12 protein-coding genes are annotated in these 8,555 nt (G+C 65.5%); 7 read left to right on the plus strand and 5 right to left on the minus strand.

Annotated features, from left to right (window positions below; translation table 11 throughout):
* Positions 1 to 639: 639 nt before the first annotated feature.
* Entirely contained in the window at positions 640 to 1,056 is a 417-nt protein-coding gene (locus ABWP09_RS02640; protein WP_353203610.1) for a secondary thiamine-phosphate synthase enzyme YjbQ, read from the minus strand.
* Positions 1,057 to 1,101: 45 nt separating this feature from the next.
* Here ABWP09_RS02640 and ABWP09_RS02645 point away from each other — a divergent pair, with 45 nt between their 5' ends.
* Genes ABWP09_RS02645 through ABWP09_RS02655 form a run of 3 tightly spaced genes read left to right on the plus strand, consistent with a single transcriptional unit; the run spans position 1,102 to position 2,829 of the window.
* On the plus strand, positions 1,102 to 2,133 hold the full coding sequence (locus ABWP09_RS02645) for an NAD(P)H-dependent flavin oxidoreductase (protein ID WP_353203611.1): 1,032 nt from the start codon (positions 1,102 to 1,104) through the stop codon (positions 2,131 to 2,133).
* A gap of 37 nt (positions 2,134 to 2,170) precedes the next feature.
* Complete coding sequence (locus ABWP09_RS02650) at positions 2,171 to 2,404, plus strand: FitA-like ribbon-helix-helix domain-containing protein (RefSeq protein ID WP_353203612.1); 234 nt, start codon at positions 2,171 to 2,173, stop codon at positions 2,402 to 2,404.
* Complete coding sequence (locus ABWP09_RS02655) at positions 2,401 to 2,829, plus strand: type II toxin-antitoxin system VapC family toxin (RefSeq protein WP_353203613.1); 429 nt, start codon at positions 2,401 to 2,403, stop codon at positions 2,827 to 2,829. Before ABWP09_RS02650 ends, ABWP09_RS02655 begins: the two co-directional genes overlap by 4 nt.
* On the opposite strand, the gene ABWP09_RS02660 is transcribed toward ABWP09_RS02655, so the two are convergent.
* From ABWP09_RS02660 to ABWP09_RS02675, 4 genes are read right to left on the minus strand one after another with little or no spacing between them, the layout of a single operon-like run.
* Positions 2,822 to 4,306: a hypothetical protein gene (locus tag ABWP09_RS02660; protein ID WP_353203614.1), complete on the minus strand. Its 1,485-nt coding sequence runs from the start codon at positions 4,304 to 4,306 to the stop codon at positions 2,822 to 2,824. The genes ABWP09_RS02655 and ABWP09_RS02660 overlap by 8 nt on opposite strands.
* 8 nt (positions 4,307 to 4,314) lie before the next feature.
* The gene (locus ABWP09_RS02665; RefSeq protein ID WP_353203615.1) at positions 4,315 to 5,082 is read right to left on the minus strand and encodes an ABC transporter ATP-binding protein; all 768 of its coding nucleotides are present in this window, start codon (positions 5,080 to 5,082) and stop codon (positions 4,315 to 4,317) included.
* A complete protein-coding gene (locus tag ABWP09_RS02670; RefSeq protein ID WP_353203616.1) occupies positions 5,079 to 5,312 on the minus strand; it encodes a helix-turn-helix transcriptional regulator in 234 nt (77 codons plus the stop codon). The genes ABWP09_RS02665 and ABWP09_RS02670 overlap by 4 nt, the downstream gene beginning before the upstream one ends.
* On the minus strand, positions 5,313 to 5,732 hold the full coding sequence (locus tag ABWP09_RS02675) for a hypothetical protein (RefSeq protein WP_353203617.1): 420 nt from the start codon (positions 5,730 to 5,732) through the stop codon (positions 5,313 to 5,315).
* Positions 5,733 to 5,851: 119 nt separating this feature from the next.
* Between ABWP09_RS02675 and ybgC the strand changes: the two genes are divergently transcribed.
* The 4 genes from ybgC (at position 5,852) to tolA (ending at position 8,476) form a co-directional block, all read left to right on the plus strand.
* Positions 5,852 to 6,319 (plus strand): tol-pal system-associated acyl-CoA thioesterase, encoded by a 468-nt coding sequence (gene ybgC / locus ABWP09_RS02680; protein WP_353203618.1) that lies wholly within the window; start codon positions 5,852 to 5,854, stop codon positions 6,317 to 6,319.
* Complete coding sequence (tolQ, locus tag ABWP09_RS02685) at positions 6,316 to 7,017, plus strand: protein TolQ (protein WP_353203619.1); 702 nt, start codon at positions 6,316 to 6,318, stop codon at positions 7,015 to 7,017. The genes ybgC and tolQ overlap by 4 nt, the downstream gene beginning before the upstream one ends.
* Positions 7,018 to 7,145: 128 nt before the next feature.
* Positions 7,146 to 7,583 carry a protein TolR gene (gene tolR / locus ABWP09_RS02690; protein ID WP_353203620.1) on the plus strand — a complete coding sequence of 146 codons (438 nt, stop codon included), beginning with the start codon at positions 7,146 to 7,148 and terminating at the stop codon, positions 7,581 to 7,583.
* Positions 7,580 to 8,476 (plus strand): cell envelope integrity protein TolA, encoded by an 897-nt coding sequence (tolA, locus tag ABWP09_RS02695; RefSeq protein ID WP_353203621.1) that lies wholly within the window; start codon positions 7,580 to 7,582, stop codon positions 8,474 to 8,476. Before tolR ends, tolA begins: the two co-directional genes overlap by 4 nt.
* Positions 8,477 to 8,555 lie beyond the last annotated feature (79 nt).

Raw genomic sequence — 8,555 nt, forward strand, 5'->3', positions numbered from 1 at the left:
GCGAGATCAAGGTCAGCGTGCTGATCGAGGAGGATTACACCGAACTCGCGGTGCGCGTGCTGCATACGGCGTATGGGCTGGATGCGGAGGATGTTGCGGCCTGAGTGTGTCGCTCGGATAGAGAGGAGCGGTCGCGTAAAATGTGGTAGATTGCCGCCTGACCGCTTTGGGTTGAAGCAATCAAGGAAGCAGACGTTCAGTGGGATCGTGTCATCCTGTCAATGGCATAAAGATATGCCGAGACCTCGATCAACCCGAACGGCAGAAGCATGATCGGCTTGAAATTTTGGTATGGGAAAAACCAGAAAGCACAAAATAAATGTAGCATGGTGAGCGCAAAGATCAGCGCCCAGACTCGCGCCAGTTTTATCGACGGCCAGCCTACCACTATGAGCATAAGGGTCACCGATAATATCAGCCCAGCTACTAGCGAAATGTCTCTATAGCCGATTTGGTCTAATACTATGCTCAAGCCGATACCGACAAGTGCGCAGACGAGCGATTGAAGCCCGGCGTATCTCCTATTCCCAAGCTCGAACATGCGGCCCCCTCTCGATTTGGTCGTATTACGCGACGGCAGCTATGGAGGAGCCTGCCATCACATACGGATGTCCGCAATCGGGCGCTTTCAGCCCCTCCCTACTCCCCCATAAGATGCACCGCCACCGTCCGGCGGTGCGCGGCGCGGCGGTGCTCGAACAGATAGATGCCCTGCCATGTCCCCAAAACCGGCCGTCCGTCCGCGACCGGGATCGACAGGCTCGTCGCGGTGATCGCGGCGCGGAGGTGGGCGGGCATGTCGTCGGGGCCTTCGTCGTCATGCTCATAGCCGCGCGATTCGGGCGCGATCCCGGAGAACCAGCGCTCGAGATCGCGGCGCGCGGCGGGGGCGGCATTTTCCTGGATCAGCAACGAACAGGACGTGTGGCGCACGAACAGCGTGAGCAGCCCGGTGGCAATCCCGGTCCCAGCAACCCAGTCGCAAACGTCGCGCGTACAGTCGTGCAGTCCCTGTCCGGGCGTGCGGATGTCGAGGTCGCCGATGTCCTGTCGCATGACATGGGCTTGCCCCAAGGCCCCGCGCGGCGCTAGGCCCCGACGATGACACAAACATCTTCGATCGGCGCCGAGCGCCTCTCCGCCCGCATGGCGCGCGGCACCGCCTTTCTTGGCAGCGAGACTGCGATCATCTGCGGCGCGATGTCGTGGGTGTCGGAGCGGCATCTCGTCTCCGCCATCTCGAACGCGGGCGGTTTCGGCTTGATCGCGTGCGGCGCGATGACGCCCGAGCTGCTCGATGCCGAAATCGCCGCGACCAAGACGATGACCGACAAGCCGTTCGGCGTGAACCTCATCACCATGCACCCCGGTCTGTTCGATCTGATCGCGGTGTGCGCGAAGCATCAGGTGACGCACGTCGTGCTCGCGGGCGGGCTCCCCCCGGCGGGCGCGCTCGACGCGATCAAGGCGAGCGGCGCGAAGGTCGTGTGCTTTGCCCCCGCTTTGAGCCTCGCCAAGAAACTGATCCGCTCGGGCGTCGATGCGCTCGTCGTCGAGGGGATGGAGGCAGGCGGGCATATCGGTCCGGTGTCGACCTCGGTCCTCGCACAGGAAATTCTGCCCGAAGTCGCCGATCAAGTCCCCGTGTTCGTCGCGGGCGGGATCGGGCGCGGCGAGGCGATCGCGGCCTATCTCGACATGGGCGCGGCGGGCGTGCAGCTTGGCACGCGCTTCGTCTGCGCGACCGAAAGCATCGCGCACGCCAATTTCAAAAAGGCGTTCCTGCGCGCCTCGGCGCGCGATGCGGTGGCGAGCGTCCAGATCGACCCGCGCCTGCCCGTCATTCCCGTCCGCGCGCTGAAGAATGCCGGGGCGGACCTGTTCACCGCCAAGCAGCGCGAAGTCGCGCAACTGCTCGATGAGGGCAAGGTCGCGATGGCCGAGGCGCAATTGCAGATCGAGCATTATTGGGCAGGCGCTTTGCGCCGCGCGGTGATCGACGGCGATGTCGAGCATGGCTCGCTGATGGCCGGGCAATCGGTCGGGATGGTGACGAAGGAAGAACCGGTTGCCGAGATCATTGCGTTGCTGATGGACGAAGCGGCGACGGCACTGGGTCAGCGCGCGGGGTGATGCTTGCATTTTGCTAGCATTTTGTTAAATTTCAGCGATGGCCACCATAACCGTCCGCAATGTCGATGACGCCGTCTATGAACGGCTGAAACGCGAAGCCAAGGCGAACCATCGTTCGCTAGAGGCCGAGGCGCGTGCGCGGATCGAAGGTCCGGCGGTTGTTTCCGACGGCATTTCGTTGGCCGAGGCGTTCCGGCGCGTCGCAATCGATCCCAGTCCGGATTACGAAGGCAGCGTTGCGCTGATCCGGTCGATCCGCGACGAGGAATGATCGTCGTCGATGCTAGTCTTGCCGTAAAATGGTTTCTGACCGAGCCAGATAGCAACTTGGCGCTTGATCTGTTGGAACGCGCCGAACCCGACTTATGCGGCCCGCACTTTCTCGGGCAAGAGGTTTGCCGCGCGCTGGTCGCTGCCGCTAACGCCCGGCGGGTCGAAGCGGTAACTGCACGATCGGCGATCCGGGTATGGCTCGCACGGATCGAGTCCGGCCAGATGCCGCTTCACCCGGTCGATTGGCGAATGGTTCAACGCGCGACCAATATTGCGATCGACCTTGGTCATCCCCTGGCCGACTGTATCTACCTCGCGCTGGCAATCGAGCTCGATTGCGAGCTCGCGACCTGCGACGCAAAATTCCAGGCCAAGGCGTCGGCGGTTTACCCCAGGGTCAGATTACTGTCGGACTTCAACTGAACCGCAACACCCCGGTAACGCTGGTCACCAGGAACACCGCAAGCGCCGCGCCCCCACCAAACACCACCGCGATCAGCAGCGACAGGATGCCCGCGACAAACCCGCCCTGGCGCCGTCGGGCGAAGGTGCTGCGCTGGCCCGGCTTGCCGAGTTTCAGCTCGACGAAACCTGCGGCCGCGCCGCCCAAAGTTGTCATGAGCAGCGTGATGACGGCACCGACCGGCGTCTGCAGCGCGATCGCGATCGGCAGCAGCACCGCGAACGGGGCCGCCATAGCAAAGGCGGCAAGCAGTTTGGCGACATCGATCTCGTCCTTGGCGACCGGCGCGACCGCGAGCAGATCGGGCGAATCCTCGGCCGACACCGCCAGCCACGCGAAACTGCCGACGAGCTGGCTCGCGATCAGCACGCTGCCAAAGGCGAGCACCGCGGGGATTGGCAGCGCATTGCCGCGCCCGAAGGCCACGAAGAGCAAAGGTGCCATATAAATCAGCCGTAACACGATCTGGAAGGCGAGCGCCGGATCGCGCACCAGCAGCCGCCATTCCTTGGCAAAGATTGAGCGGGTCAGGCCGGCATGAAACAGCCGCCCGCTCGCGCGGCCCGTCGGTTTGCTGCGCGACAGACGCGTGCTGCCATCCTGATAGCCCGACAGGAACAGCCGCTGCAGCGTCGCGCCTGCGCCGACGAACAAGAGTGTCGCGCCACCGAGCAGCAGCAGGATCGCCAGCGGATCGCCGAACGCGGCCCGGCCGGGCAGCCCGCTCAGCCCTTCGGTACCCAGCCCGTCGGCGCGCAGCCGCTCGAACAAGGCGATCGTCGCACCCCCCTTACGGTCGGCATGCGACAGCAGTTGCGAGCCGAGGAATAAGGCACCCCCGACGAGTGCCGCCATGATTTGCCCGACGGTGCGCGCCGCGCGCGGGCCGACCAGCGTCGCGATGGCGAGCGTCAAAGCGAGGCCAAGCGCCGCAGCGGCAAGCGCGAGCGCTGCCAGCAACGCGACCAGCCCAAACAAATGTGGATGGCCGAGGATCGCGACGGGAACGATGATCGGCAACAGCAGCACGGTATAGGTCAGCGCGATCGTCCCGGCGATGCCGAGCAGCTTCGCGAGCAAGACCGTGCGCTCCGGAATCGGCGCGGAAAACAGCAAGGCGAGATCGCCATTTTCATACAGCGTCCGCTGGCTGCCGATCATTGCTTGCGCGGTCATGAAGGTCAGCGCGACGATGCTGATCCCCAGCACCCCGACCAGCATTTCGGGCAGGATCGGGATCGGCGTGTCGCGCAACGCCCAGGCGATCGTACAGCCGAGCGCCAGCCACAACAGCGCCAGGATGTAACCGATCATCTGCGCCGCACCGGGCACCCGCCCGAACAGCCCGCGCCGCGGCTTGCGGTGGGTGGCGCGCGTTGTCAGCCGCACTTCGTGCAAGGCGAGCCAGGCAAAGCTGCCGGGGCGCATCCGGCGCATCGCCCAATTCATGCGGCGGTGGCGGCGTGCGCCGCCGGATCGGTCAGGCGGATGAAGGTGTCCTCCAGCGTCATGCCCGCCGTGCCGGCGCTCTCGCGCAATTCGTCGAGCGTGCCTTGGGCGAGCAATGTACCGCCGCCGATGATCCCGATCCGGTCGGCCATGCGCTCGGCGACCTCCAGGATGTGCGTGGTGACGATCACGGTCTTGCCGGCATCGACTTGCGCGCGCAAAGCGTCCTTGACCGACCGCGCCATACTCGCGTCGAGCCCGGTCAGCGGCTCGTCGAGGATGAGCAATTTGGGATCGTGGATCAACGCCCCGGCCAGTGCCACCTTCTGCTTCATGCCGCGCGAAAAGCCTTCACAGCGCGTATCGCGCTCGTCCCACAGATCGAGCCAGTGCAGCAGCCGATCGGCCTCGGCGGCGGCATGTTGCGGGTCCATTCGCCACAGCCCGGCGACGAAGGCGAGATATTCGAGCGGCGAGAGCTTGTCGTACAGCATCGCCTCATCGGGTAGCCAGGCGGTGATCGCCTTGGCCGCCAGCGGATCGCGCAGCGCGTCCACCCCGAAGATCTGGATCGAGCCCGCATCAGGCTTCGTCAACCCCGCCACCATCCTGAGCGTCGTCGTCTTGCCCGCGCCATTCGGCCCAAGCAGCGCATAAAGCTGTCCGGCGGCGATATCGAGGTCGAGCCCGGCGATGACCGGCTTGTCGAAGGCCTTGGAAAGGCCACGGATCCGCAAGGCGGGCGGGGGTGCGGATTCGGTCATGTGTCCTGTTTAAGCGATACACCGGGGCCGTCCAGCCGGAACAATGCCTCGACCGGACGATCGAGCGCGCGCGCGAGTTTGAGCGCGAGGATCGTCGAGGGTACGAACACGCCATTCTCGACCGTGTTGATCGTCTTGCGGCTCACGCCGACGCGCTCGGCCAGCGCCGCCTGAGTCAGCCCCAGGCGCTCGCGTTCGTCCTTCAGCGTGTTGCGGAGGGTGTCGGCCATTCAGCGCGCGGCCCGCAGTTCGAGTGTCGCGAGACGGACTTGTGCCACCACGATCGCGGCGGTGAAAATGAGGCGCGCGCCGTCCCCAAGCGTCAGCGCGGTCGCGCCGCCGCTAAGCATCAGCATCCCCGCCGCCGCGACCAGCGCCGCCCAAAAGCCGCTTTCGCTACTCACCCGGCGATGCTCGCGCGTCACTTCATCCTCCAGTAATTGCGCGAGCGGGCCGTTCTTCAACCGCGTCGCCAGCGGCGAGAGATAGAGCGTTGAGACGAGCGTGAAGCCGAGCCACATCCCCTGGAAGAAAGACGGCCGCCACGTCGAAAAGCTAAAGGCCAGAAACAGCACGGTAAAGCCGGCAAAAACATACAGGCCCAGCGCCCGCGCGTGCGCCTTGCGTTCTGCCTGGTCGATCAAATCCATGACGAGAGTCCCTTTTAGTAACGCCTAGGTTACATGTAACCTAGGCGTTACTCGTGTGCAAGCGGCGTTTCGTCACGCGGGGGTTTTCGTGGGAGCGCCGTGTCGTTACAGGCGAGGCCATGCCGTCACCCGACCTCGACTTGCCTGCCGAAGGCCGCATCGTCGCGGGCGAGCACCGTTTTCCGATTCGCGTCTATTTCGAGGACACTGATCTTTCGGGCATCGTCTATCACGCCAACTATCTCCGCTACATGGAACGCGCCCGCTCCGACATGTTGCGGCTGGCCGGGGTGGATCAGCGCGCGCATCAGGAGGCGGGCGGCGGGGCCTATGCGGTGACTGCGCTCACCATCCGCTATCGCGCGCCGGCCAGGCTCGATGATGCGCTGCTCGTGCTGACGCGTCTCACCCAAGTCCGCGCGGCGTCGGTCGATATTCAGCAACGAGTCATGCGCGGTGGTGCGGTGCTGACGCAGGCAGAGGTGACGGCGGCCTTGGTCGGCGCATCGGGGCGGCCGCAGCGCCAGCCCAAGCAATGGATCGCGGCGTTTGCCCGCGTGATGGAATCAGGGGACCGTTTTTCGTGACCAGCCTTGCCCTCAATACCGATGCGACGAGCTTGTCGCCAATCGGGATTTTCCTGCACGCCGATCCGGTCGTGCAGATCGTGATGGTCGGGCTGTTGCTCGCCAGCATCTGGACCTGGGCGATCATCCTCGGCTTCGTCTTTCGGCTCGGCAGCACGCGCCGCAAGACCGAACGCTTCGAGCGCGATTTCTGGAAGGCCGAGGATATCGACGCGTTCCACCGGATCGAAGGCGAAAGCGATTTGCCGATCGCCAAGGTGTTCGCCAGCGGCGTTGCCGAATGGCGCCGCTCGACCGCAGGCGGCCAGGTTGATCGTGGCGGCACGCGCGAGCGGCTGGCAACCGCAATGGGTGCTGCGGTCGCGGGTGAGATCGACGCGCTGTCGGACCGGTTGAACATCCTTGCGACGGTCGGATCGGTGGCGCCGTTCGTCGGGCTGTTTGGCACGGTGTGGGGGATCATGCGCAGTTTCACCAGCATCGCGGCGGCACAGAACACGTCGCTGGCGGTGGTCGCGCCGGGCATTGCCGAGGCGCTGTTCGCGACCGCGATCGGCTTGTTCGCGGCGATTCCGGCGGTGATCGCCTACAATCGCTTCAGCCACGGTATCAACCGCATCGAAGCGCGCTTGAACCGCTTCGCTGATGGGTTCCATGCGACGCTGAGCCGTCAGCTCGAGAGCGAGGTGAAGCGGTGAGGGGCTTGCGTACTTCATTCCCCTCCCGCTTGCGGGAGGGGCTAGGGGAGGGCAGTGCCGCGAGCACTGTCCTTGGCCGAATTGCCCTCCCCCAACCCCTCCCACAAGTGGGAGGGGAATTTTAAGCGATGGCCATCAATCTCCCCTCGCAACGCGGGCGCGGGCGGCGCGCGCCGATGGCGGACATCAACGTCACGCCGTTGGTCGACGTGATGCTGGTGCTGCTGATCATCTTCATGGTGACCGCGCCGCTGCTGACGGCGGGGGTGCCGGTGCAACTCCCCGATGCCCGCGCGAAAGCCGTGGAGCAGGATCAGAAGCCCGTCGAAATCTCGCTCGATCGCGCGGGCAAGCTCTATGTCGACAAGGATGAAGTGAGCGAGGCGCTGCTGCCCGACATCCTGTCGCAGATCGTCGCCAAGGGCGACCCGGCCAAGCCGCCGCAAGTGTTGCTGCGCGCCGATAAGGGGCTCGACTATGGCCGCGTGATGCGTGTGATGGGCGAACTCAACCGCGCCGGGCTCAACCGCGTCGCGCTCGTGACGGTCGAACAGGGCGGCAAATGACGCGTAACGAGGGTGTCGGACTGGCCGCGGCCGCGATCGGCCATGTCGTGCTGTTCGCGATCCTGTCGGTCGTCTGGTCGGCCAAGCCGGTGCCGCTGCCGACCCCCAAGCCGATCGACGTGTCGCTGGTCGACGCGGTTGCGCTCGATCAGCGCGCACCCCCCGCGCCCGAACCGCCCGCGCAATCGACCGCGCCCGATCCCGGCCCGCCCGAGGACGCGCCGCCGCCAGCCAAGGCGCCCGAGCCTGCGCCCGACCCGGCCCCGCCCAAGCCGCAGCCCGCAGCCGTCGCACCGCCCAAGCCCGCGACCAAACCGCTGCCGCCGGTGAAGCAGCCCGTCGCCGAGAAGGTCGAAAAGCCCGAGAAAACCAAGGCCGCGCCGGTCAAGGCGGCGGCACCCCCGGCCAAGGCGGTCGCGGCAAGCAAGGCGGCGGGGGCCAATCCCAAGGCGACCAAGGCCAAGCCGACCGGGTCGCTGCTCGACGATGATTTTCGCAAGGGCCTGTCGCAAACGCCGTCCAAGGCGAAATCGCCCGCTGCCGCCCCCGGCGCGACGATGGATGCCAAGGCCGCCGCCGATATCGGTTCGGCGATCCGGCGGCAGGTGCAGCCCTGCGCCGACCGGCAAGTCAATCCGGGCCCCGGAGCGTCGCGAATCGTCGTGACGATCCGGCTGTCGCTGAACCGTGATGGCTCGCTGGCGGCACGGCCCAGCGTGTCGGACGATCATGGCGGTGTCGATGACGAAAATCGGCGCTATGTCGATGCGGTCGATCGCAATGCCATCGCGACCTTTTCGGGCTGCGCACCGCTGCGTGGGCTTCCGCCCGAGCTTTATGACGTGCCACGCGGGTGGAAGGCCTTTATCCTGCGCTACAAACTTCCGGGCTGAGGAATGATGACGATGCTGCACAAGTCGATTTTTGCCGTGGCATTGGCGGCGGCGGCCACCGCCGCGCTGGCCCAGACCG

The sequence above is a fragment of the Sphingomonas sp. genome (assembly GCF_040398505.1).
Taxonomy (GTDB): Bacteria; Pseudomonadota; Alphaproteobacteria; order Sphingomonadales; family Sphingomonadaceae; genus Sphingomonas.